The sequence below is a fragment of the Frigoribacterium sp. 2-23 genome (assembly GCF_049601585.1).
Taxonomy (GTDB): Bacteria; Actinomycetota; Actinomycetes; order Actinomycetales; family Microbacteriaceae; genus Frigoribacterium.
Genome location: NZ_CP187126.1, coordinates 3,068,164 through 3,089,950, shown reverse-complemented (window position 1 = coordinate 3,089,950; position 21,787 = coordinate 3,068,164). Strand labels below are relative to the sequence as shown.

Annotated in this window: 21 protein-coding genes; 10 read left to right on the top strand and 11 right to left on the bottom strand. The window is 71.0% G+C overall.

Annotated features, from left to right (window positions below; translation table 11 throughout):
* Positions 1-31: 31 nt before the first annotated feature.
* Complete coding sequence (locus tag ACPEEZ_RS14460; protein WP_423920547.1) at positions 32-952, bottom strand: cation diffusion facilitator family transporter; 921 nt, start codon at positions 950-952, stop codon at positions 32-34.
* Positions 953-1,109: 157 nt separating this feature from the next.
* Between ACPEEZ_RS14460 and ACPEEZ_RS14455 the strand changes: the two genes are divergently transcribed.
* The 4 genes from ACPEEZ_RS14455 to ACPEEZ_RS14440 all read left to right on the top strand — a co-directional run bounded on the left by ACPEEZ_RS14455 (position 1,110) and on the right by ACPEEZ_RS14440 (position 4,588).
* Complete coding sequence (locus ACPEEZ_RS14455; RefSeq protein ID WP_423920544.1) at positions 1,110-1,574, top strand: MarR family winged helix-turn-helix transcriptional regulator; 465 nt, start codon at positions 1,110-1,112, stop codon at positions 1,572-1,574.
* Positions 1,575-1,632: 58 nt separating this feature from the next.
* Entirely contained in the window at positions 1,633-2,073 is a 441-nt protein-coding gene (locus ACPEEZ_RS14450) for an OsmC family peroxiredoxin (protein WP_423920541.1), read from the top strand.
* A 306-nt stretch (positions 2,074-2,379) separates the two neighbouring features.
* The gene (locus ACPEEZ_RS14445; RefSeq protein WP_423920538.1) at positions 2,380-3,714 is read left to right on the top strand and encodes an MFS transporter; all 1,335 of its coding nucleotides are present in this window, start codon (positions 2,380-2,382) and stop codon (positions 3,712-3,714) included.
* A gap of 517 nt (positions 3,715-4,231) precedes the next feature.
* Entirely contained in the window at positions 4,232-4,588 is a 357-nt protein-coding gene (locus tag ACPEEZ_RS14440; RefSeq protein WP_423920535.1) for a PRC-barrel domain-containing protein, read from the top strand.
* Between the two features lie 87 nt (positions 4,589-4,675).
* Here the strand turns inward: ACPEEZ_RS14440 and ACPEEZ_RS14435 are convergent, their stop codons facing one another.
* Positions 4,676-5,392, bottom strand: coding sequence for a CG0192-related protein (locus ACPEEZ_RS14435; RefSeq protein ID WP_423920533.1), 717 nt, complete (start codon positions 5,390-5,392; stop codon positions 4,676-4,678).
* Positions 5,393-5,482: 90 nt separating this feature from the next.
* Here ACPEEZ_RS14435 and ACPEEZ_RS14430 point away from each other — a divergent pair, with 90 nt between their 5' ends.
* A complete protein-coding gene (locus ACPEEZ_RS14430) occupies positions 5,483-6,109 on the top strand; it encodes a hypothetical protein (protein ID WP_423920530.1) in 627 nt (208 codons plus the stop codon).
* A 275-nt stretch (positions 6,110-6,384) separates the two neighbouring features.
* Here ACPEEZ_RS14430 and ACPEEZ_RS14425 read toward each other — a convergent pair whose 3' ends face one another.
* The 4 genes from ACPEEZ_RS14425 to bla all read right to left on the bottom strand — a co-directional run bounded on the left by ACPEEZ_RS14425 (position 6,385) and on the right by bla (position 9,222).
* Positions 6,385-6,756, bottom strand: a complete 372-nt coding sequence (locus ACPEEZ_RS14425) for a cupin domain-containing protein (RefSeq protein WP_423920528.1) — start codon at positions 6,754-6,756, stop codon at positions 6,385-6,387.
* A gap of 155 nt (positions 6,757-6,911) precedes the next feature.
* Complete coding sequence (locus ACPEEZ_RS14420) at positions 6,912-7,718, bottom strand: hypothetical protein (RefSeq protein WP_423920525.1); 807 nt, start codon at positions 7,716-7,718, stop codon at positions 6,912-6,914.
* A 110-nt stretch (positions 7,719-7,828) separates the two neighbouring features.
* Entirely contained in the window at positions 7,829-8,266 is a 438-nt protein-coding gene (locus ACPEEZ_RS14415; RefSeq protein ID WP_423920522.1) for a hypothetical protein, read from the bottom strand.
* Positions 8,263-9,222: a class A beta-lactamase gene (gene bla / locus ACPEEZ_RS14410; protein WP_423920519.1), complete on the bottom strand. Its 960-nt coding sequence runs from the start codon at positions 9,220-9,222 to the stop codon at positions 8,263-8,265. Before bla ends, ACPEEZ_RS14415 begins: the two co-directional genes overlap by 4 nt.
* Positions 9,223-9,348: 126 nt before the next feature.
* Here bla and ACPEEZ_RS14405 point away from each other — a divergent pair, with 126 nt between their 5' ends.
* Together ACPEEZ_RS14405 and ACPEEZ_RS14400 are read left to right on the top strand one after the other, a co-directional pair.
* A complete protein-coding gene (locus ACPEEZ_RS14405) occupies positions 9,349-12,861 on the top strand; it encodes a TM0106 family RecB-like putative nuclease (RefSeq protein WP_423920516.1) in 3,513 nt (1,170 codons plus the stop codon).
* A 58-nt stretch (positions 12,862-12,919) separates the two neighbouring features.
* A complete protein-coding gene (locus ACPEEZ_RS14400) occupies positions 12,920-13,489 on the top strand; it encodes a hypothetical protein (protein WP_423920513.1) in 570 nt (189 codons plus the stop codon).
* Between the two features lie 106 nt (positions 13,490-13,595).
* Here the strand turns inward: ACPEEZ_RS14400 and ACPEEZ_RS14395 are convergent, their stop codons facing one another.
* The 4 genes from ACPEEZ_RS14395 to ACPEEZ_RS14380 all read right to left on the bottom strand — a co-directional run bounded on the left by ACPEEZ_RS14395 (position 13,596) and on the right by ACPEEZ_RS14380 (position 16,551).
* Positions 13,596-14,063 (bottom strand): GNAT family N-acetyltransferase, encoded by a 468-nt coding sequence (locus ACPEEZ_RS14395; protein ID WP_423920510.1) that lies wholly within the window; start codon positions 14,061-14,063, stop codon positions 13,596-13,598.
* A gap of 254 nt (positions 14,064-14,317) precedes the next feature.
* On the bottom strand, positions 14,318-14,977 hold the full coding sequence (locus ACPEEZ_RS14390; RefSeq protein ID WP_423920508.1) for a GntR family transcriptional regulator: 660 nt from the start codon (positions 14,975-14,977) through the stop codon (positions 14,318-14,320).
* A gap of 126 nt (positions 14,978-15,103) precedes the next feature.
* Positions 15,104-15,610 carry a glutathione peroxidase gene (locus tag ACPEEZ_RS14385; RefSeq protein WP_423920505.1) on the bottom strand — a complete coding sequence of 169 codons (507 nt, stop codon included), beginning with the start codon at positions 15,608-15,610 and terminating at the stop codon, positions 15,104-15,106.
* On the bottom strand, positions 15,607-16,551 hold the full coding sequence (locus ACPEEZ_RS14380; protein WP_423920503.1) for a diacylglycerol kinase family protein: 945 nt from the start codon (positions 16,549-16,551) through the stop codon (positions 15,607-15,609). Before ACPEEZ_RS14380 ends, ACPEEZ_RS14385 begins: the two co-directional genes overlap by 4 nt.
* Before the next feature lie 261 nt (positions 16,552-16,812).
* Between ACPEEZ_RS14380 and ACPEEZ_RS14375 the strand changes: the two genes are divergently transcribed.
* The 3 genes from ACPEEZ_RS14375 to ACPEEZ_RS14365 all read left to right on the top strand — a co-directional run bounded on the left by ACPEEZ_RS14375 (position 16,813) and on the right by ACPEEZ_RS14365 (position 20,364).
* A complete protein-coding gene (locus tag ACPEEZ_RS14375; RefSeq protein WP_423920500.1) occupies positions 16,813-19,083 on the top strand; it encodes a hypothetical protein in 2,271 nt (756 codons plus the stop codon).
* 61 nt (positions 19,084-19,144) lie between these two features.
* On the top strand, positions 19,145-19,579 hold the full coding sequence (locus ACPEEZ_RS14370; RefSeq protein WP_423920498.1) for a DUF4383 domain-containing protein: 435 nt from the start codon (positions 19,145-19,147) through the stop codon (positions 19,577-19,579).
* A 128-nt stretch (positions 19,580-19,707) separates the two neighbouring features.
* The gene (locus tag ACPEEZ_RS14365) at positions 19,708-20,364 is read left to right on the top strand and encodes a heme oxygenase (biliverdin-producing) (RefSeq protein WP_423920495.1); all 657 of its coding nucleotides are present in this window, start codon (positions 19,708-19,710) and stop codon (positions 20,362-20,364) included.
* Positions 20,365-20,379: 15 nt separating this feature from the next.
* Here the strand turns inward: ACPEEZ_RS14365 and ACPEEZ_RS14360 are convergent, their stop codons facing one another.
* Positions 20,380-21,687, bottom strand: coding sequence for an ATP-dependent DNA helicase (locus tag ACPEEZ_RS14360; RefSeq protein WP_423920493.1), 1,308 nt, complete (start codon positions 21,685-21,687; stop codon positions 20,380-20,382).
* Between the last annotated feature and the right edge of the window lie 100 nt (positions 21,688-21,787).

Sequence of the window (21,787 nt, the reverse complement as noted above, 5' to 3'; positions counted from 1 at the left end):
CGTTGATCAGAACGAGGTTCCGGCGGCGCCGCTACCGGTGCGGGACGTGCTCGTGGTCGCGGTGCGTGTCGGGCTCGAGCTGGAACGTCGAGTGCTCGACGCTGAGGTCGAAGTGCTCGGCGACGCACTGCTGCAGTTCGTCGAGGATGCGCGGCGTGTGCCCGTCGGTGAAGCACTCGGCGTCGACGATCACGTGCGCGGTCAGCACGGGCAGCCCGGTCGCGATCTGGGACGCGTGCAGGTCGTGCACCTCGCGCACGTGCTCGATCTCCTTCAGGTGCGCCGTGACGGCGTCGAGGTCGAGCCCGGCGGGAGTCGATTCGAGCAGCACGTCGATGGCCTCCTTCAGGAGGCGGAACGCACGAGGCACGATCAGCACGCCGATCACGAGGGCGGCGACGGCGTCGGCTCCACCCCATCCGGTGACGGCGATCACGACGGCCGCCACGATCACGGCCACGGAGCCGAGCGCGTCGTTCACCACCTCGAGGAAGGCGGCGCGCAGGTTCAGGTTCGCGTTGCGACCGGATGCCAACACGGCGATGGAGGCGACGTTGCCGAGCAGTCCGATGATGCCGAAGACGAGCAGGCTGCCCGACGCGATCTCGGGCGGGGCGAACAGCCGCTGCACGCCCTCGACGAGCACGAACAGGCCGACGGCGAGCAGCACGGCCGCCTGCGCCGTGGCGGCCAGGACCTCGGCGCGGGCGAAGCCCCAGGTGCGACGGGAGGTCGCCGGGCGCAGGGCGAGCGTGGAGGCGATCAGCGCGACGAGCAGGCCGCCGGCGTCGGTGAGCATGTGGCCGGCGTCGACGAGCAGGGCGAGGCTGCCCGTGACGACGGCTCCGACGATCTCGGCCACCAGGATCGTCGCCGTGATGCCGAACGCGATCGCGAGGCGCCGCCGGTTCACGGCGTGCAGGTCGTGGTCGTGGGTGTGCTCGGCGGTCATGGGATCGATCGTCGCAGCTACGACCGTCGCGAGGGGCCGATCGCCCGGATCTCGCCGCAATCGATGTCGGTTGTCGTTTTCACCCGACCCGCGCCTCCTGCGCTTCAAATTAGGTTGTGCGCAACCGAGTTGCGCACAATCGTGCTACGGTCGGGGCATGTCCACCGCCACGACCCCCAGCGCACCGCTGCTCGACGAGCAGATCTGCTTCGCGCTGTACTCGGCGTCGCGGGCGATCACGGCTCGCTACCGCGAGCTGCTCGAGCCGCTCGGGGTCACCTACCCGCAGTACCTCGTGCTGCTCGCCCTGTGGCAGGACGACGCGCAGCGCGTCTCCGACCTCGGCCGCCGGTTGCAGCTCGACTCGGGTACGCTCTCGCCGTTGTTGCGCCGGCTCGAGCAGTCCGGCCTCGTCACGCGGGCGCGCTCCGCAGCCGACGAGCGCACGGTCGTCGTCTCGCTGACGCCCGCGGGCGACGCCATGCGCGCGCAGGCCGCCGGCATCCCCGCCCAGGTCTGCCTCGCGACCGGTCTCGACCTCGACTCGATCGCGGCCCTCCGCGACGAGGTCGCCGGTCTCGCCGAGCATGTCCGAGGCGAGCACGGTCGCAGCTCCTCCTGATCTCAGGCCTCGCGCCTCCTCCCCAACCCCCTCCCATCCCCACACGAAAGAAGGCATCATGCCCACTCGCACCGCCCGCACCGCTTGGAACGGCAGCCTCGAGACCGGCGAAGGCCAGGTCGAACTCTCCAGCTCGAAGATCGGCACGTACGACGTGTCGTTCCCGAAGCGTGCCGCCGACGACGCCAACGGCTCGACCAGCCCCGAGGAGCTCCTCGCCGCCGCCCACTCGGCCTGCTACGCGATGCAGTTCTCGGCCGTGCTCGGTGCCGCCGGCGGCACCGTCGAGGCACTCGACGTCAAGGCCGACGTCTCGCTCGGCCCGGACTCGGCCGGCGGGTTCAAGCTCACCGGCATCCACCTCACCGTCCGCGGCGAGGTCAGTGGCATCGACGAGGCCGCCTTCGCCGCGGCCGCGACCGACGCCAAGAACACCTGCCCCGTCAGCAAGGCGCTCACGGGTGTCGACATCACGCTGGACGCCGCGCTCGAGAACTGAGCCGCTCCGTTTCGAACCGCAGGAGGCACTGGTCACGTGACCAGCGCCTCCTGCGGTCGTTGACGGGGTCGCGTCGCCCTGCGCGCTCTCGCCGACTCAGGAGAATTACCCAGGCGTGGCCCTTGCGGAGCACCCGGGGGCATATGTCAGACTTTTGAGCACGCCCTCGTCGTGGAGTGGTGAACACCCCCACCCGCCCGCCCGCAGTTGAGCCACGACGAGTGCGCACCGCCGATCGACTCGAACGATCGTGGTGCCCGCGCGACCGACGGTCGCGTGCCTGCGTCGTGTCTCGGAGGTATATCCGTGACCAGCACGATCCTGCGTCCCCAGCAGACCCACCAGCCGCACACCGTCGGCGCGCCCGCCGTCATCGGCATCGCCGTCCTGTGCCTGTCGACCTTCTTCGCCATCACGACCGAGCTGATGCCGGTCGGTCTGCTCAGCTCGATGAGCACCGACCTCGGCGTCGCCGAGTCGCAGATGGGCATCGTCGTCACCGTCTACGCCCTCGCGGTGGCGATCCTCGCGCTGCCGCTGACCTGGGCGACCTCGCGGTTCCCGCGGCGGGCCGTGCTCGTGGCGACCCTCAGCGGCTACGCGGTGTCGAACCTGATCGTCGCGCTCGCCCCGAGCTTCGCCGTGGTCTGCGTCGGGCGCGTGATCGGCGGCATCACCCACGCGCTGTTCTTCTCCGTGGCCTCGGCCTATGCGACGAAGATCGTGCCTCCTCGGCTCGCCGGCCGGGCGATCGCGTTCGTGTACTCGGGCAGCTCGTTGGGCTTCGTCATCGGCGTGCCCGTCGCGACGACGGTCGGCGATCAGCTCGGCTGGCGTCTCGCCGTCGGTGCCGTGGCCGCCTGCGCGGCGGTGCTGGCGCTCGTGGCCGTGGTGTTCCTGCCGGCGGTGCGGGGCGAGTCGAGTCCGCACATCGGGTCGCCGCGGTCGTGGGCCCGCACCGGTCTCGTGTCGGTCATCGTCGCCGATCTGCTGCTGTTCGCGGGGCACTACGTCGTCTACACCTACATCGGCCCGTACCTGGTCGGCGCGGGGCTCGACGGAGCCGCCGTGGGCGGCGCGCTGCTCGTACTCGGCGGCACCGGCATCGTCGGGCTGCTCGTCGCGGGGGCGTTCGTCGACCGGGCTCCGCGGCAGACGTTGATCGCGGCGATCGGTGCGATGGCGCTGGCGCTCGCCGCCCTGCCGTTCGTGCACGGCTCGCTCGTCGGCACGTTCGTGGTCGCCGGCGTCTGGATGGCCGCGAACGGCACCACGGGCACCCTGTTCATGGCCGCCGCGATCCGCACCGGAGGCGTCAGCCCCGACATCGCGGGAGCCCTCGTCAACGGCGCCTCCAACATCGGCATCGCGGCGGGTGCCGCCGCCGGAGCCCAGGTGTTCGGCGTCAGCGGGCTCGGCGCACTCCCGTTCGCGGCCGCCGTCGTCGTGGCGGCGAGCCTCGTCGTCGCCGTGCTCGCCCGGCGCGGGTTCCCGGCGCACGGTCACGGCCAGGAGACGTTGTCGACGTCCTCGCTGCAGACGATCACGTCGGGGCTGCAGGTCGTCACGTCGTCGGTGCAGACCGTTCGCACGGTGACGACGCCGACCGGCTCGCTGCGCGCGGTCGACGACCGGCGGTAGGCGCGCCTCCTTCGCTGCCGCCGCTGTCCTCCTTCGCAATTTGCGACCATGTCGCCTCGACACGCCGCAACGACGTGGTCAGGACGGTCGCACATTCCGAAACAGTCGCATTTTGCCGGCCGCCCACGCGGCGCAGGCCGCTGACGCGGCGAGGGGTGCGGCTAGCGCGGGCCGCCGGTGCCGGCCCCGGGGGTTCCTCCGCCCCGACGGTTGCGGAACTGGCGGATGATGATCGGGATCAGCAGCGGGGCGAGGCGGCGGAGCAGGGAGGCCAAGGGGGGTCCATTCGTCGGCGGAGGCTCGACGCTACCCGCGTCACCCGCACGAGGCCCAACCGGTCCCCGGTCGCACGCCCCGCCCCGCCCCGCCCCGCCCCGCCGCACGACACTGCTCCCCCCGCCTCTCGGACCCGGCCACGCGCCTCCCCCAGGGACTACCGTCCACCCCAGCGGCGCCCTGGCGTCGCCGCGGCCCGGGCACGAGGCTCGCCGCACCAGCTGACGAGAGGGACAGCCCCATGTTCGAGCCCGAGAACATCCGCGACTGGATCGGCCTGGCCGTGGTCGACCCCGACAACGACAAGGTCGGCACGCTCGAGAGCATCTACTTCGACACGACGTCCGACCTGCCGTCGTTCGCGACCGTCGCACTCGGTCTGCTCGGTCGCTCGCGACTCGCCTTCGTGCCGCTCGACGGAGCGACCGTCGCTCCGAAGCACCTCAAGGTCTCCTTCGGCAAGAAGCTGATCAAGGACGCCCCGTCGATCGAGACCGACGGCGAACTCGAGGCCTCGCGCGAACCGGCCGTCTTCGAGCACTACGGACTCGCGTACTCGCTCGGCGGAAGCGGCGAGCGCCGCCTCGGTCGCCGCTGACCGATTCCCCGTCGGCGACGCCGCCGGTGCTCGACCCTTCACAGCCGAGGAGGCACGGGTCGCGTCACCGGCGCACGGCGAGAGAACTCAGCGGCTGAGCACCAAGGCGAGGGTGTGCGGGGCCTCCGTCGTACCCCAGGTCGCGGTCACGACGTCGGTTCGAGCCGACGGGTCGGCTCCGGCGAGATCGCGGAGGCGGTGGCTATCGGGCCCCTCGGAGCCGATGTGACGCGCGACGACGACCGTCTGCTCGCCCGCGTCGGCGACGGTCGCGTCGGATTCTTGCCGGGTCGAGACCGGCGCGGCGGTGGCACCGGCGCCACCGGTCGAGACCGCACCTGCTGAGGCGGCATCGGCCCGGTCGGAGCCCCCGCTGCCCACGACGACGACCGTCGGCTCGCGCAGCTCGCGGCTGCCGTCGCCGGCATTGATCCACTCCTCGGCCTGGCCGCCTCCGGTGCGCGCCGTGTCGCCGACCACGGCGAGATACACGGGATCGCCCGTGCCGTCGTAGCACCAGCGCTTGCCGAGCACCGAGTGCTGCATCGTGCCGATCAGCCACGGGTCGCCGCCATCGAGAGGGGCGTCGCGATACGTCAGCGGGATCTGCAGCAGAGGGCCGTCGCCGAAGCGCACGAGCATCGTCTCGACGCCCACCTCGCCCGCCGGATCGTCGAACCGGAACGCCCCGACCCGATCGATCTCGGCATCGGCCTCGCCGGCGAACCATGGCTGGTCGGGGGCCCAGGCGGCGATCAGATCGAACTTCGACGGAGTGAGCTCAGCGCGGTGCAGTTCAGCCATGGTCCGATGCTAACGGGGGCCTCTGTCATCGCCGGGTCGCGCCTCCTGACGGTGTTCGAGCCGGTGTCGCAGAATGGACGAGGGGGTCTCATGAGCACACGGACGACACTGAACGCACGAACGACACGGACGACCCGCGAGGCGGACACCGCGCAGGCCGCGCGCCCCGTCGCCGTCCTGCTGCCGGGGACGGGCTACACCGTGCAGGCCCCGCTGCTCTCCTGGTGCGGCCGGCTGCTCGCCGAGCGCGGTTGGCACGTCGAGCCGGTCAGCTGGACCATCCCCGCCGACCTCGACCAGGCACCCGACCCCGACCAGGCCGTGGCGCAGCAGCGCGAATTCGTCGAGCACGCGCTCGAGGCCGCCTTCGCGTCGGCGCCGCCCGCCTCACGCCGACTCGTGGTCGCCAAGTCCTTCGGATCGTGGGCCCTGCCCTGGGCCGTCGCCCACGACGTGCCCGGGGTCTGGTTGACGCCCGTGCTCGTCGAACCGGGCATCCGCGATGCGCTGTCGCGCGCCTCCTCGGCTCATCTCGCCCTCGGGGGCGGGGCCGATCCGCTCTGGCGGCCCGACCTGCTGACCGCTCCGGAGGCGCGGGTCGAGACGATCCCGGAGGCCGACCACGCGCTCGCCCTGCCCCGCTCGGGCTGGCGCGACTCCTACGAGGTGCAACGCCGCGCGTTCGAGCTCGTCGACGCGCACGTCGCGCGCCTCTGACCCGCCCCGCGCCCGACCCGCCCCCTTCGCAATGTGCGACCGTTTCGGTCCGACACGCCGCTCACGGCGGCTCGAAACGGTCGCACAGTGCGAAACGGTCGCATCTTGCCGGGCCTGAGCCGGGACCGGGGCCGGGCCGCAGGAGGCACGGGGTGCGCCCGCGAGACAGTCCCGTCCCTGCCGGGTCCTGTCGCGTTCGCGGCGTCGTGTGCTGTTCAGGCGCGACAGCATGCCGCAAACGCCACACGGCAGGACGTGCAGCAGCGCGGCGACGCTCAGAGCTGTTCGTCGATGGGCACGGTCCGCTCGGTCTGCACCGAACCCGTGTGAGCGGTCGTGACGGTCTCGATCAGGACGATGCCGACCTCCTCGTCGGCGATCGGATTGTGCTGCACGCCGCGGGGCACCACGAAGAACTGCCCGGGCTCGAGCACGACCTCGCGGTCGCCTTCGAGCTGGATGCGCAACCGGCCGTAGACCACGAGGAACATCTCGTCCTCGTCGGCATGGTCGTGCCACACCAGCTCGCCGAGCAGTTTGGCGACCTTGACGTACTGGTCGTTGACCCGCCCGACCACGCGCGGGTGCCAGTGGTCGCGGACACGCTCGAGCTCGTCGGCGATGCGTGCGGGTTCGAGGATCTCCATGCCGTGACGCTACCGCCGCGGCCGGTCTGCCGACGAGGGTCGTGTCGCGTTCGCGGCGTCCTGTCGCGCACGAACACGACAGGATGCCACAAACGCCACAGGAGGCGCCGGCAGCAGCGCCAACCCCGCCCCGCCACCCCCGCCGCCGCAGGCGGTCAATCCCCGTAGATGTCGAACTGCGTGTACAACACGCGTCCGTCGACCGAGAACAGCTCGTTCGGGGCGTCGATGTCGTCGTCTTCGTCGTCGAACTCGTCGAGGTCGGTGGGCAGCTCGATCGCCTCGTCGGGCTCGATGACCTCGACGATGCCGCCGAGCGGCTCGAGTCCGTCGAGCGCGTCGAGTGCCGCCCAGCCGTGGGCGTGCGCGATCTCGTACAGCGCCGAGCCGAGGTCCGTCGGCTCGCCCACGAGTTCGGCCCGCTCGACCTCGGCCGCGTCGTGCCCGTGCTCGTGGTCGTGCGCATCCCCGTGCCCGTCGTCACCCTCGTCGGAGTCGTCCTGGTCGGCCGCCCACGTGATCGCATAGGCCTCGCGCCCGGCGCGCAACACGGCCTCGACGTCGGTCACGGCGAAGTCGGCGCGCTGCAGCACGCTCACCACCTCGGCGGTCGCGGCGGAGTCGTCGTCGGCGAGGTCGTCCGAGGCGGAGTCGTCGTCGTCATCGTCGGTGGCGGTGACCTCGGCCAGGGAGAAGAACTCGTCGCTCAGCGCGAACTGTGCGTCGGAGAACGCCGACGCCGCCCGGTCGACCTCGTCGCCGGCCAGATCGAGCACCTCGAACCCCGTCTCGGAGTCGGCGACCAGCAACGCCGACGTCTGCGCCTCGATGGCTGCCAGCAGGTCGTCGGCGGCGCGACGGAGCCGCCCGCGGGCCGCGTCCGTCCAGGTCGCATCGCTCTCGGTGGCCGTCGTCACGTCGTCGGTCTCGCCCACGGTCTCGCCGTCGAAGTCATCGCTCATGCCGCGATGCTAGGGCCTGCCGGTGACATCCAGGTGGCCATCGTCTGCCGTTCCGCCGACCCGCTCCCGAACGGCGCCCCACGACACCGCCCACCGCGGCACCGACACCCTCAGCGCAACCACACCCGCACCGCCGCCGGCGTCCGACCCACCGCATCGGCGAGCACCTCCACCGCGACCCCGGCCTCGACGGCGGCGCGCGCGAACTCGCCCCGTTCGCGCCTCAGCGTGACGCTCCTCCCCTTCAGCGACGTCAACACCTCCAGCTCGTCCGCCGACGTGAACGCGGGAGCGAACTCGCCCGCCGCCTCCCGCGACTCCTCGGTCGACTCGGTCCAGGCACGCAGCCAGGACCGCACGATGACACGCCGCACCCCCAACCGGGCCGCCACGCGGACGGGCGACAGTCCGCCGTCGACGAGTCGCGACGCGAGCCCGCCGCGGATCACGGGCAGGGCTCGCTCCTCCGCGCAGATGGTGACGAGCGCGGCGATCAGCAGCCGCGCCTCCTCGTCGTCCGGCGTGGGCGCGGTCGTGTCCGGGTTCACCGATCGGCCGCGGGGCGGAGCGCGTCGAACGCGGCGCGGGCCGCCTCGGCGACGAGGGCGTCGTCGGTGGGCGCGCCCGCCCCGAGCTCGCGCCGGTCGGAGAGCACGGCGAAGACGAGGGGAGCGCCACCGTCGTCCGGCCAGGCGACCGCGATGTCGTTGCGGGTGCCGTAGCCGCCGCCTCCCGACTTGTCACCCGTCGTCCAGCCCGCCGGGAGCCCCGCGGCGACGAGCGTCGACCCCGTCTGGCTCCCTCGCAGCCAGTCGACGAGGGTGGCGCGATCGTCGGCCGAGAGCCCGTCGTCGACGGCCAGGAGGCGCAGGTCGCGTGCCATCGCCGCGGGGGTGCTCGTGTCGCGGTCGTCGCCCGGCGTGGCGTCGTTGAGGGACGTCTCGAGACGGTCGGACCGGGTCACGTGGTCGCCCTTCGACGCCACGAAGGCCGTGAGCCCGGCCGGGCCGCCGATGCGCTCGAACATCAGGTTCGCCGCCGTGTTGTCGCTCTGTTGCACGGCCGCCGCCACGACGGTGCGGAGCGGCAGCCCGGTGGAGACGTGCTGCGACGTGACCGGGGAGTTGCTGACCACATCGCTCTGACTCCACGTGATGGTCTCGTCGAGCTCGGCGTCCGTGGTGGCATCGAGGACGGCCGCCGCACTCAGGGCCTTGTGCGTGGACGCGAAGGCGAATCGCTCGTCCGCGCGGTACGCGACGCGGTCGCCCGTGCCGGTGTCGATCGCGACGACGCCGAGCCGCGCTCCGAATCGGCGCTCCAGGGCGCCGAACGTCGCGTCCTCGGTGAGCACGTCGCCTGTCCCCGTCGTGGGGCTCGCGGTCTCGTCGACGGTTCCCGAGACCGGATGCCGAGGAGGCGCGGCGTCGTACCCGGGGACGCACGCGGTCAGCCCCAGGGTCACGACGGCCAGCAGCACGGGCACGGCGATTCGCGTCTTCATCCCGTCCACACTGCCGCACCGAGCCGCGACCGTGCACAGGCCGCGCGGACGGGCGACCCCGTGTCGGCGGCTCACCCTAGAGTCGTGCCACGAGCCGATCGGGCTCCGACACCACGAGGGGGCTGCATGTACGTCGACGGAGACCGGGTCGTCTCGAGCCCCTCCGACCTCACGACCTGGGCGGCGTGCGAATGGGCGTTCGTGCGCCGGCTCGACGCGAAGCTGGGCCGCATCCCCGTCGTCGACGACCCCGCCGACGCGATGCTCGAACGAACCGCCCGACTGGGCGACGCGCACGAGCTCCGCTATCTCGACACTCTGCGCGAACGGTACGTCGTGGTCGAGTTCGACCGCCCCGACCGGGCCGATTACGCGGCGGCTGCTCGGGCGGCCGAGGACGCGATGCGGGCGGGTGTCGACGTGCTCTACCAGGCGACGTTCTTCGACGGGTCGTTCATCGGCTTCTCCGACTTCCTGGTCAAGAACGACGCGGGCGCGTACGAGGTCTACGACACCAAGCTGGCCCGCCACGCCAAGATCCCCGCACTGTTGCAGCTCGCCGCCTACGCCGACCAGATCACGGCGCTCGGCGGCATCGACGTGGGCGAGCAGGTGCATCTCGTGCTCGGCGACGGCAGCCGCAGCACGCATGAGCTCGCGACCATCTCTCCGGTGTACCGCGTGCAGCACGAGCGACTGCGTTCGGTGCTCGACGAGCGGCTGCACGCCGACGCGGCGGTCGAATGGGGCGATCCGCGCTTCACGGCCTGCGGGCGGTGCGCCGCCTGTTCGGCACAGGTCGACGAGCACCGCGACCTGGTGCTCGTCGCCGGCATGCGCCTCGACCAGCGCAGCCGCCTGAACACGGCCGGCATCCGGTCCATCGACCAGCTCGCGTCGTCGACGGGTCCCGTCCCCGGTGTCGGCGCCGCGACGCTTGCCCGCCTCCGCGGCCAGGCACGGGTCCAGCTCGACAGCCGCCCGGGGCTGCCCGCCGTCGAGGTGCACGACGCGAGCGCGCTCCGGGCGATCCCGGCGCCCGACGACGGCGACATCTTCTTCGACTTCGAGGGCGATCCGCTCTACACCGAGGGCGACGGGCACGAGTGGGGGCTCGACTACCTGTTCGGGCTGGTCGAGTCCGACGGGACATTCCGGTCGTTCTGGGCCCACGACTTCGCCGGCGAACGCCAGGCGCTCGTGGAGTTCCTCGACTATCTGGCCGAGCGGCGTGCAGCGCATCCGCGCATGCACGTCTACCACTACGCCGCGTACGAGCGCACGCACCTGCTCTCCCTCGCCGCTCGGCACGGCGTGGGCGAAGACGAAGTCGACGACCTGCTGCGGGACGGCGTCCTGATCGACCTGTATCCCGTCGTCCGTCAGGCGCTGGTCGTCGGGTCGCGCAGCTACTCGTTGAAGAAGCTCGAACCGCTCTACATGGGTGACGAGCTGCGCGACGGGGACGTGACGAACGCGGCCGACAGCATCTCCGCCTACGTCGACGCCCGAGCGGTGGCGGCGTCGGGCGACACCGTCGAGGGCCAGCGCATGCTCGACGAGGTCCGCGACTACAACGCCTACGACTGCCGGTCCACCCTGAAGCTGCGCGACTGGCTGCTCGGCCTCGACGCCGACCACCGAGACGAGCAGGGCCGTCGTCACGAGGGCGGGTTGGCCGGTCTCGACGTCGATGATCGGGCCGCCGACGCCGCCGATGCGGTGGCGGCGCAGCTCGACGAGCGCGTCCTGCGCGAGCCGCACCCGGTCGTGACCGGTTTGCTCGGATACCTCGGGGACGTCCATCCACTCGTGCGCGATGCCGATCAGACGGCCGTGGCGCTCGCCGCCTCGGCCATCGACTACCACCGGCGCGAGGCCAAGACGTTCTGGCAAGACCACTTCGACCGTCTGCGCTCGCCGATCGACGACTGGGCCGACGTGCGCGACGTCTTCGTGGTCGAGCAGGCCCAGGTCGAGCGCGAGTGGTCGAAGCTGCCCCGGGCTCGCGCGTTCAGCCGCGAGGTGCTGCTGCGCGGCCGACTCGCCCCCGGCAGTCGGCTCGCGATCGGCGCATCGCCCTACGCCGTCTACGACGAGCCGTCCCCCGATGCCGTGCCGTCACCCGGTCTCGGTCTGCGGGGGGCGACGGCCAAGACGAGCATCCTCGAGGTCGGAGGCGATGACGACGGCGTCGACGTGCTGCTGCTCGAACGTGCCGCCACCGGAGACGACACGTACGCGGCGACGCCGACGGCCCTGACCCCGGCCGCACCACCCCGGGCGTCACCGCAGCCCGAGGCGATCGCCGAGTGGGGGCAGCGCATCCTCGACTCGCTGCCCGAGCTCCCGGCCGACGCGGCCCTCGACCTGCTCCGACGTCGACCGCCGCGCAGCCGCTCGGGCGCCCGGCTCGCTCCGGTCGTCGACGGCGACACGGTCACGGCGGTCACCGACTCCTTACTCGACCTCGACCGCTCCTACCTCGCCGTGCAGGGTCCGCCCGGCACGGGCAAGACATATCTCGGCTCCCACGTCATCGCGAGGCTCGTGGCCGAGCACGGCTGGTCGGTCGGTGTGGTCGGTCAGTCGCACGCGGTCGTCGAGAACGTGCTCGACGCGGTGGTCACCGCCGGTGTCCCGGCCGATCGTGTCGGCAAGGTGCCGAAGAGCGGTGCCTCGGCCGACGCGCTCGAGGCGGCGAGCTGGCGTGCCCTCGCGACGGGTGACGTCGCCTCCTTCGTCGGGCAACCCGCCGGTGTCGTGTTCGGCGCGACCGCCTGGGGCTTCGCGAACGGCGACCGGATCGCGCGCCGGTCCCTCGACCTGCTCGTCGTCGACGAGGCGGGCCAGTTCTCGCTCGCATCGACCATCGCGTCGTCGGTCGCCGCCGAACGCCTGCTGCTGCTCGGCGACCCCCAACAGCTGCCGCAGGTGAGCCAGGGCTCGCATCCCGAGCCCGTCGACGAGTCGGCGCTCGGCTGGCTGGCCGACGGGCACGACGTCCTGCCGTCGGAGTTCGGGTACTTCCTCGCCCGGACCTGGCGCATGCATCCGGCCCTGTGCGAGCCCGTCTCGCGCCTGTCGTACGCGGGTGCGCTGCAGTCGCGGGCATCCGACGAGCGCCTGCTCGTCGGGATCGAGCCCGGCCTGCACGTCGTGCCCGTCGAGCACGCCGGTGACACGACGTCGTCCGAGGTCGAGGCCGAGCGGGTCGTCGAGCTGACCCGGTCGATCATCGGCCGATCGTGGACCGACCGCGGCGAGACCCGGCCGCTGCTCGACAGCGACGTCATCGTGGTCGCCCCGTACAACGCCCAGACGGTCCTGCTCCGAGAGCGACTCGACGCCGCGGGCTTCACCGGCACCCCGGTCGGCACGGTCGATCTCTTCCAAGGGCAGGAGGCGGTGGTCGCGATCGTCTCGCTCGCCGCATCGTCCGCCGCGGACCTCCCTCGCGGTGTCGAGTTCCTGCTCATGCCGAACCGCTTGAACGTGGCCTTGTCGCGCGCGCAGTGGGCCGCGTACCTCGTGCACTCCCCGGCACTGGCGACCGGGCTGCCCACATCGATCGCGGGGCTCGAGCTCCTGAGCGGGTTCATCGCGCTGACCGGTGCGGCGGCGGGTACGGCGAACTGACAGCGAGTTCAATCGTTCTGGCACTGGACGCCGTGTCCCGGTGGGGTCACCATGAGTCATGGACTTCTCCGGATACGTGCCGCCCGCGGAGTTCTGGCAACTCATCGGCGAACAAGACGACAAGATCCGGCTCGCTGCGGCCGTCGACCCGCCCCTCGGCGTCGCGGGCTGGACCGGCCCGGTGATGATCTCGGAGTGGGCCCATAACGAAGGCGCCCGGTCGCTGCTGCACGGTCGACACGACTCGGCCGACGACGAGCCGAGCGTGCTCGTGCGCATCGGCGACGACGATCCGCGAGCCGGCGTCGCGACCCTTCGCTGGTACGCCGACGCCGATGAGGCCCGCGACGTGGCCGACTACCTCGACCGGGCCGACACCCCGTCGCCCGACGAGATCGCCGACGGCATCATCGATGGTGTACCCGTCGTCTTCGAGGTCTGGCACGCCGGTGACGTGTCCTGGGCGGCCGGCTCCTGGCACGACACCTCGGTCGTGGTCGAGGCCCGGAACATCGCGCTCGACGACGTCACGCTGACCGCCATCCGCGACATCGAACCGTATCTCGCCGGTTGGCGCGAGATGGTCGCGCAGACCCGCGGCGAGAAGCCCGGCGGCCAGCCCGCCTGACCCGTGCGGCCCGCCTGAGCAGTGCGTCGGGCATGGTCCCGAGCGAGTTACCCGACCGATCCGTTCAGCGTGAGCGACGCCCCGTCGCCGAGGTCGAGCGGGAGTCTCATCCGCTCCGCGGCGCCATGTCGTACGTGACGAACGGCGTGAGCGTCGCGTGCGTGTCGTAGACCCGCCGGGCAGGCGCGTTGTCGCGAGCGGTGATCCAACGGACGACGTTCACCCCCTCGTCGCCGGCGAGCACGGCGATGTGTTCGAGCAGAGCGCGAGCGGCCCCGCGACCGCGACGGTCGGGGTCCGTGAACAGGTCGTCGAGGTAGAGGCCCATGCGGCCGCTCGACGGCCGCGCGAACACCCGCACGTGGGCGAGGGCGACGACGACTCCGTCGGCATCGACCGCGACGAGGCCGCGCAGCCCGTGCTCACGTCGCGACACCCAGCCCCACGTCGTATCGACGGCCACGTCGTTGTCGGGCAATGCGTAGAACGCGCGATATCCCGAATAGAGGAGGCGCCAGGCCGCCTCGTCACCGGGCTGCACGTCACGGACGGTCACAGGCTGCTCGTGGCTCATCCCGACACGCTATCGGCCGTCGTGCGCGAAGATGGAAGCCCCCTCGTCTTCGCTCGAAAGGTTTCAGCCATGGCTGCGTTCTTCATCACCCTGATCTGGGTCATCACCGTCGCCGGATTCGTCGGCATCGTCGCCGCGTTCTCGGCTCTCGGCCGTCAGCAGTAGACCGAAGAACCTCGTTCTGGCCAATGAACCTCGTTATATCGAGGTTCATTGGCCAGAACGAGGTTCTGTGCGCGGCGGCGGCAGCGGCGTCAGTCGTCGGCGCGCATCCCCGGCAGCGAGTGCAGCGCCTCGGTCGCGAGCTCGGCCGCGATCGGGTCGCCCGTGACCGTCGCCTCGCGCAGCGCGACGAAGTGCCCGCCGAGCGCGCCCCAGTCGAGTACCTGCACGATGTTCGGCAGCCGCAGCTTGTACGCGAGCCCGTCCGTGACGTCGGTGCAGACCTTGATCAGCGACGGGTTGCCGCAGAACTCGACGAAGGTCGCGAACAGCGCGACGGTGTGGACGTTGAGCGCGGGGCCGTCTTCGTTGTCGAGATCGGTGAGGCAGACGTCGATGCCGGCCAGGATCTGCGACTTGACCGCGTTCGGCAGCAGGGGAACGGCGAGGCGGACGGCTCCACCGAACAGAACGCCGAGGGTCTGCACGGCTTCGATGGCCTCCTCGGGCTTCGGTAGCGCGACGCGGGTGTAGCGGTTCGGTGCCATCTCGACCAGCCCGGCCCTGACCAGGTCGCCCAGTGCCTCCCTGATCGGAGTGCGGGAGACCTGCAGCCAGGCGATCAGCTCTTCGTCGTGCAGGCGCTCCCCGGGCTCGAGCGTGCCGTCGATGATCGCGTCGCGGATACGGCTGCGGACGGTGTCACGCAGCAGCTGGCGCTCGGCGGCCGGGGGACTCGTGGGGATCGGCATGACGCTCCTGGTCGGCGGGGAAGGTGTCCCACATCATGCTAGTGGTGACATGCGACATGCACACCCCTGAAGCGTCACCGGCATCGAGGGGCGCGACGGGGTGCGACGCCAGAGCACCCCGCAGTGCTACGCCGGCAGCGCCGCCTCGATCACCGACACGATCTCGGGCGCGTCCGGCTCGGTCGTCGGGCGGAACCGGTGCACGGCCCCGTCGGGCGTCACGACGAACTTCTCGAAGTTCCACTTGACCTTGCCGGCCTTGCCGCCCGCGTCGGGGGTCTTCTTCAACTCGGTGTAGAGCGGGTGCTCGTTCCGCCCGTTGACGCGGATCTTCTCCATCATCGGGAAGGTCACGCCCCAGGTCGCCGAGCAGTACTCCTCGATGGCCTCGCCCGTACCGAGCTCTTGCAAGAACTGGTTGCTCGGGAACCCCAGCACGGTGAACCCCCGCTCGCCGTACGTCTTCTGCAGCTGCTCGAGCTTCTCGTACTGCGGCGCGAGGCCGCAGCGCGACGCGACGTTCACCACGAGCACGACCTTGTCGTGGAACGCCCCGAACGTCGTGGACTCGCCGCGAATCGTCGTCAGGCCGATGTCGTCCAGGCCCGCGGGGCCGCTCTCGTCGAGTGTCATGAGCCGACCGTATCCCCTGGGCCTGACAACGCAGCCGCCGAGTCCGCCGCCGCGAACACCCGCAGCGCCCCGGGCACGATCTCGAGATCGGCGGGCAGTGCCCCCACGCGCTCGCCGTCGGCGTAGCCCACCACCCCGTCGGCCTCGACGTGCACCCGGGCGGCCCGGTGGACGTGCACCCGGTGGTCGCCGAGATGCGTCCCCTTGTACACACGCGGGAAGATCCGCAGGAACTGCAGCCGTGTCAGTCGCTCGACGACCACCACGTCGAACAGCCCGTCGTCGAGCCGTGCGTCGGGGGCGATCAGCATGCCGCCGCCGATCGACGTCCCGTTGCCGATCGAGACGAGGGTGCCGGCCACGCGCTGCTCGACCCCGTCGAGCACGAGACGGTACGAGAGGTGCTTGAGCCGGATCAGCTCGATCAGCAGCGCGACCGTGTACCGCTGGGGGCCCTTGGGCCAGCGCAGTCGGTTGGCCCGCTCGTTCACGACGGCGTCGAAGCCGACGGAGGCCGTCCCGGCGAACCACACCGCGCCTCCTTCGCTCGTCTCGACGCGACCGGCGTCGATGACGCGCGGTTCGCGATCGAGGGCGGACACGAGGAGGCGCGTGGCCGCCTCGGCGTCGTCGTGCGGCAGTCCGAGGGCTCGGGCCATGTCGTTGCCGGTGCCCGATGGCACGAGTCCCAGCGCGATCGGCGTCCCCGCCACGAGATTGACGCCGAGGTGGACCATGCCGTCTCCGCCGACGACCACGAGCCCGTCGGGCGCCGGATCGGATGCCAGCAACGCACGCGTGGCCTCGAGGAGCTCGTCGAACGAGGCCTCCCGGGACAGGGTCACGGTGTGTCCGGCTCGGCGGAGCGCGGTCGCCACACGGGAGCCGGCCTCGTCGGCGCGCCCCACGGCGACCACGAGGCGGAGGGGCGTCGTCGTCATGCGATGATCCTGCCACGACACCTCAGGGCAAATCGTTACGTGATCGTTGTACGAATGGACGTGTCTCGCCACCTAGGCTTCGCCTATGCACATGGCAAACCCGAATGCCGCGCGCTGCTTGACCACCAGCCTGCTTACCCGTCCCGCACTTCGTCCTGCGACCCGTGTCGGCGCCTCACCCAGCGCCGTCTTCCCCCCGAATCCGGCATCCGCCGACCCGACCACCGCCTCCTCGGCCCTCACCTCGCCCCCGAGCACCTGATGTCGACGACGACCGGGCTGGACGACATCGTCCAGACCCCGCCGTCGCAGCCCGAACGCACCGCGCCCCGCCAGCTCGATCTCGGCGTCGCGGTACTCGGGCTGATCGCGGCCACCCTCATCGTGTTCCGGATCGGCGGCCCCGCCCAGGCCGTCGTCGGCCTCTCGGCCTGGCTGCTCCTGCCCGGCTGGGCTCTCGTCCGCCACCTGCCACGCCTCGAACCCGCTGCGCGACTGGCGCTCACCGTCGTCGCGAGCGCGACCGTCACGGCCCTGATCGGCCTCGCGATGGTCTGGAGCGAACTCTGGTACCCGCAGCCGGTCGCGATCGTGCTGCTCATCGTCGCGGCCGCCAGCGTCATGGCGCTGCCTCGAGCCCGTGCGGTGGTCGAGTCGAGCGAGCGACCCGCGCGTCACGCGGTCACGTCTCACGGCGGGACGTCCCGGCGCAGCCGCGGCCGCTGGGCGTGGATCGCGCTCGTCGTCGCCGTCGTGCTCTGGGGCGTCTCGCTCGCCCTGACCGACACCAGCTCGCTCGGCAACTGGGGGCTGTTGACGGCGTTCCCGCCGACGTTCTACGTGGCGCTCGCGCTGACTCTCGCCGTCGCACTCGCCGGCATCGTCCGTGCGCGCCGCCCCGGTGTGCGTGCGCCCGTCGCCCGGTTGGTGGCCTCCGTCACCGTGCTGACCGTCATGCTGTACGGCTCGGCGAACCTGGTCGAGTCGGCACCGCGACTGCCGTGGGCCTACAAGCACATGGCGGTCACCGCGTTGGTCGACAGCTCCGGCCGCGTCGACCCGTCCATCGACATCTACAACCGCTGGCCCGGGTTCTTCTCGCTCAGCGCGTTCTCCGGTCACGTGATCGGCGTCACCGACCCCGAGCGCTACGCGGCCTACGCCGAGGTCGGCTTCGCGCTGGTCGACGTTCTGCTCGTGCTCGCGATCGCCCGCGCGGTGTCGAAGAACGGCGCGTTCGCCTGGATCGCCGCGCTCGTCTTCACCGTGTCGAACTGGGTCGGCCAGAACTACTACGCCCCTCAGGCCTTCGCGTACACGCTGTATCTCGGCGTCGTGCTGATCGCGCTGACGACACTGTGGAACCCCGAGCGCAGCCTGCCCCGTCTGCTGCAACGCGTCCTGCCGACACCCCTGCAGCCGCGCGCGATGCGCACGTGGCTGACGGAGGCGCCGGTGCTGCCGGTCGTGTCGCCCGCAGCTCGCCGACTGCGCCTGATCGGCATCGTGTCGATCTTCGCCGTGCAGTTCGTGATCGTGGCGAGCCACCAGCTGACGCCGTACATCGCGGTGCTCGCGCTGCTGCCGCTCTTCGCGCTGGGCTACTTCAGGCCCTTCTGGGTGGCGATCGGCCTCGGTGTCATCACGCTGGCCTATCTCGCCCCCAACCTCGACTACGTGCAGTCGCACTTCGGGCTGTTCAGCTCGTTCGACCCGGTGAGCAACGCGACCTACACGCCGACCATCGCCGAGAAGACGTCGGCGGCCGGCGAGCTGCAGAGCCGTGGAGTGCTCGTGCTCACCGCCCTCGTCGTGCTGCTCGCGCTCGCCGGATTCGTCCGGAGGCTCTGGCACCGTCGCGTCCGCACCACCCTGATGGTGGGATGGCTGGCCGTCGCCCCCGTGCTCACGCTCGCCGGGCAGTCGTACGGCGGCGAGGGGCGCTTCCGGGTGTTCCTGTTCGGTCTGCCCTTCTTCGCGATGGGCGTGGCGTGGCTGTTCACATCGCGATCCCGCTCGGAGAAGAGGGCGGCCTCGACCTCGTGGCGACGGCTCTGGAGCTTCGGCGCCGTCACCGCGGTGACCCTGGTCGCGGCGCTGTTCGTCGGCACGTACTACCAGCCCGAGCGGGACCTGCAGACGACCGCCTCCGACGTGACGGCCGGTCGCTGGATCGACCAGAACGTCGAGCCGGGCAGCGCGCTCATCCTGTCGGGCACGACCTTCCCCTTCCTCCTCGACAAGGACTACCCGAAGTTCATCGACGGGCAGGTGTCCGTCTCGTCGCTCGTGACGGCGCTGTCCTACAAGCCCAGCGGGATCGACACGGCGGACATCCAGGAGCTCATCTTCAGCCTCCCGTCGTACGACCCGGCCTACCTCGTCTTCTCCGACAGCATGACGACCTACGCCGAGGGGCACGGGTTGTTCACGGCGGAGGAGCTGGGGCGTCTCGAGCGCGGCATCGCGAGCACGCCGGGCGTGCGCGAGGTCTACGACACGGGCGGGGTGCGGATCTACCAGTACGGGTGATCAGCCTAACTGGAGTAGAAATGATGTGAACTTCGTCCGCCACCAGGAGGCATCCCGACCCATGAGTACCCCCACCACCACGCACTTCACGCAGTCCGCGAACTCGAAGCTCGGAATCCTGGTCGGGGTCGTGTTCGTCCTGCTCGGGTTCTGTGGGTTCTTCGTCTACAACCCCGGCACGTTCTTCGACACGACGGGCGACCGGCTGTTCGAGGTGTGGGGGACGAACCCGGCGCACACGCTCATCTGGATCGTCATCGGTGCCGGCCTGCTGATCGCCGGATTCTCCGGCGGTGGATCGGCCCGGTCGATCAACGGGCTCGTGGGCGTCGTGTTCGTGGTGCTCGGCATCGTGGGCTTCTTCGTCATGGGCACCGACGTGAACTTCCTGGCGCTGAACCTGGCCGACAACATCACGCACCTCATCGCGGGTGTCCTGCTGTTGCTGACCGCCGCCGGTGCCGACCGGCCCCGGCGTGCGGTCGCGCGGGCCTGACGGCCTGACTGGTCGACCTCGGCACCCGCGTCCGACGCGGGTCGATGTATCTCGTCGCGGCGCGACCCTGGTGCGACCAGGGTCGCGCCGCTACAGTTAGGCTCACCTAACCTCGGAGGTGAGCACACGTGTCGGTCGTCATCCCCCTCTCGCAGGCGCTGCGCGAACGTGCGTCGCGCGACGCGCCGGCCCCCGACGGCTGCGCCTTCCTCACCGATCTGATGACCGGTCGCGGCACGCGAGACGACTACGTGCAGCTGCTCGCCCAGCACTTCTTCGTCTACGAGGCGATGGAGGCGGTGGCCGAGTCGTACCGCGACGATCCCGTGGCCGCGCGGTTCCTGTCTCCGGCTCTCACGCGCCTCCCCGCCATCCGCACCGACCTCGAGTTCCTGCTCGGTGCCGGGTGGGAGCAGCAGATCGAGCCGCTGCCCGTGACCCGTGCGTACGTCGATCGCATCCATTCCGTGGCAGGCAGCTGGGTCGGCGGCTTCGTCGCGCACCACTACACGCGGTGCCTCGGCGACCTGTCGGGCGGGCAGATCCTGCGCGGCATCATGCAGCGCGAGTTCGGCTTCGAGACGAACGGCGTCGGGTTCTTCCTGTACGCCGAGATCGCCGAGCCGCGCCGGTTCAAGGACGTCTACCGCCGCGAGCTCGACGCCGTCGGCTGGAGCGACGACGAGCGCGAGCGCGTCATCGCGGAGGCGCTGGTCGCGTACGAGTTCAGCACGCGCGTCTTCGTCGAGCTCGGCTCCGCGAAGGCAGCCGCCGCCGCGGCGTAGCCGCTACCGCCGCCGCTACGCGCCGGCGGCGTCGGCCGCCGCGCGGATCGCCGGCACCCGGGTGGCCTGGCTCATGAAGCGGCGCACGTCGAGGTCGACGATGATGTCGGCGGGCCGCAGGGGGCGCGACAGGTACAGCCCCTCGAGCGACGTGATGCGGCTCAGGGCGACGTAGGTCTGGCCGGCGCTGAAGACGCGCGAGCCGAGGTCGACGATCGCACGGTCGTAGGTCTTGCCCTGCGACTTGTGGATCGTGACGGCCCAGGCGAGGCGGAGCGGGAACTGCGTGAACTCCGCGACGACGTCCTTGCGCAGCTGCTTGGTCAACGGTGAGTACGAGTATTTGTACTTCTCCCACACGGCGGGCTGCACCTCGTGCTCCTCGTCGTCGATCTCGACGAAGACCGTGTCACGGACCTTCGTGACGACACCGGTCGAGCCGTTGACCCAGCGCTGGTCGCTGTCGTTGCGCAAGAACATGACACGGGCACCCGGCTTGAGCTCGAGCGCGTCGTCCGCCGGATACGACCGGCCGCCGAATTCGCCGCTGACCTCGGCTCGCGCCGTCAGCACGCGACCGGGCAGACGGTCGAGCTCGAGTTTGTTGATGCGCGTGACGGTGTCGTTGCGCGTCGCCAGCGTGATCGCGCCGCCGTCTGTCGGCACGGGCCGTGAACCCGCCCCGTTCAGCGCACCCGCGATCTCGGCCGTGACCCGGCCGTGCCGCACGGCGTTCAGCATCTCCTTGAAGTCGCCGTCGCTCTGCCGGTGGATGAACGCCAGCTCGTAGATGCGCAGCGTCGCCTCGGACCAGACGTGCGCGTCGAAGAACCACATCGACTTGTAGTTGTCGCGGAAGTACTCGCGCTCCTCGGCGTCGCCCGGCACCGGCGGCAGTTGGTACGGGTCGCCGAACAGCACGACCTGCACCCCGCCGAACGGCTCGTGCCGACGCTGCCGGGCCTGACGCAGCGATCGGTCGATGGCGTCCATCAGGTCGGCGTTGACCATGGAGACCTCGTCGATGACGAGGGTGTCGATCGTGTTGAGCAGCTTGCGCAGCTCGGCGTTCTGCTCGATGTCGTGGTCGGCGATGAGGCCGATCGACAGTCGGAACAGCGAGTGGATCGTCTGCCCGCCGACATTGAGCGCGGCGACGCCCGTGGGCGCGCAGATGACGATCTGCTTCGAGGTGTTCCAGGACAGGTGGTTCAGCAGGGTGGACTTGCCCGTGCCGGCCCGCCCGGTGACGAAGATGTGCTCGCGTGTGTTCTCGATGGCGTCGAAGAGCGCTGCCTGTTCGGCTGACAGCTGCACGCTCACGACGACCCCACACTCACGGCAGTGCGCACCTCTCGACCCGAGCCTCGGGCGTCTCCCGGGGCACAGCCAATCTACCCGCGGGCGGGTGGGCGCTCGGCGG

Coding starts and splice junctions, on each gene's coding strand:
- ACPEEZ_RS14440 (WP_423920535.1), top strand. CDS start 4,232: ATGTTCGAGCCCGAGAACATCCGCGACTGGATCGGCCTGGCCGTGGTC.
- ACPEEZ_RS14400 (WP_423920513.1), top strand. CDS start 12,920: ATGGACTTCTCCGGATACGTGCCGCCCGCGGAGTTCTGGCAACTCATC.
- ACPEEZ_RS14395 (WP_423920510.1), bottom strand. CDS start 14,063: ATGAGCCACGAGCAGCCTGTGACCGTCCGTGACGTGCAGCCCGGTGAC.
- ACPEEZ_RS14405 (WP_423920516.1), top strand. CDS start 9,349: ATGTACGTCGACGGAGACCGGGTCGTCTCGAGCCCCTCCGACCTCACG.
- ACPEEZ_RS14425 (WP_423920528.1), bottom strand. CDS start 6,756: ATGGAGATCCTCGAACCCGCACGCATCGCCGACGAGCTCGAGCGTGTC.
- ACPEEZ_RS14375 (WP_423920500.1), top strand. CDS start 16,813: ATGTCGACGACGACCGGGCTGGACGACATCGTCCAGACCCCGCCGTCG.
- ACPEEZ_RS14385 (WP_423920505.1), bottom strand. CDS start 15,610: ATGACACTCGACGAGAGCGGCCCCGCGGGCCTGGACGACATCGGCCTG.
- ACPEEZ_RS14435 (WP_423920533.1), bottom strand. CDS start 5,392: ATGGCTGAACTGCACCGCGCTGAGCTCACTCCGTCGAAGTTCGATCTG.
- ACPEEZ_RS14370 (WP_423920498.1), top strand. CDS start 19,145: ATGAGTACCCCCACCACCACGCACTTCACGCAGTCCGCGAACTCGAAG.
- ACPEEZ_RS14430 (WP_423920530.1), top strand. CDS start 5,483: ATGAGCACACGGACGACACTGAACGCACGAACGACACGGACGACCCGC.
- ACPEEZ_RS14450 (WP_423920541.1), top strand. CDS start 1,633: ATGCCCACTCGCACCGCCCGCACCGCTTGGAACGGCAGCCTCGAGACC.
- ACPEEZ_RS14420 (WP_423920525.1), bottom strand. CDS start 7,718: ATGAGCGATGACTTCGACGGCGAGACCGTGGGCGAGACCGACGACGTG.
- ACPEEZ_RS14390 (WP_423920508.1), bottom strand. CDS start 14,977: ATGCCGATCCCCACGAGTCCCCCGGCCGCCGAGCGCCAGCTGCTGCGT.
- ACPEEZ_RS14455 (WP_423920544.1), top strand. CDS start 1,110: ATGTCCACCGCCACGACCCCCAGCGCACCGCTGCTCGACGAGCAGATC.
- ACPEEZ_RS14380 (WP_423920503.1), bottom strand. CDS start 16,551: ATGACGACGACGCCCCTCCGCCTCGTGGTCGCCGTGGGGCGCGCCGAC.
- bla (WP_423920519.1), bottom strand. CDS start 9,222: ATGAAGACGCGAATCGCCGTGCCCGTGCTGCTGGCCGTCGTGACCCTG.
- ACPEEZ_RS14460 (WP_423920547.1), bottom strand. CDS start 952: ATGACCGCCGAGCACACCCACGACCACGACCTGCACGCCGTGAACCGG.